Source organism: Prevotella sp. MGM1, from assembly GCF_002933775.1.
In the GTDB taxonomy this organism is placed as follows: Bacteria; Bacteroidota; Bacteroidia; order Bacteroidales; family Bacteroidaceae; genus Prevotella.
Map to the genome: position 1 here is coordinate 1 of NZ_BEWV01000102.1, position 559 is coordinate 559.

At 56.7% G+C, this 559-nt stretch carries 1 protein-coding gene and 1 pseudogene; both read right to left on the minus strand.

Annotation, left to right across the window (positions count from 1 at the left end):
* Positions 1-274, minus strand: a pseudogene (locus MoGM_RS03450) (hypothetical protein); the annotation flags it as partial.
* 2 nt (positions 275-276) lie between these two features.
* On the minus strand, positions 277-559 hold a 283-nt coding region (locus MoGM_RS12960; RefSeq protein ID WP_104368785.1), incomplete at its 5' end, for a hypothetical protein.

Sequence of the window (559 nt, forward strand, 5' to 3'; positions counted from 1 at the left end):
GGTAAAAGTTTAAGGCTGCGCCGTCAGGTTCCACAGTGTCTATAAACTCCCGGCTCTCGGCCTGTTCCTGCAAGTCCGGGTAACGCTTGTAAACCTCGGTCCGCCATTTCATCGGCAGGCTTTCAACGGCATACAGCGCAGTCCGCCCGTTGCCGCCCTTTTGGACCTGTTGCACTCTACCACGGCGCACCAGATTGTTAAGGTTGGCGGTCGTGATTATGCGCCCGGTCAGTTCGGCGTGGCTTATGCAGATTGTTCCGTTTACTGTTTCCATAGTTACAGGCTTTCAGCGTAGAGTTGCAGGTCCGTCAGTTCGGGGATTTTTTCAATTTGGCGAGTGCTAACAACTGCGCCCCTGCGGTCATACACCACAGCCGCGCCGGTCTGCTTGTCGATTTCCAACTTCACGCCGTTGTTGAAGTTCTGGACCATGAGCTGGCGCCCGTCCTCCGTTACATTGTGCATGGTCTCGCACTCCGGACAGTGGCACATGGCCACCCCGCCGAAGTTATGCACTGCCGTAAAACGGATCTTGCGGGCCGTGTCAGAGTCCCGGCGG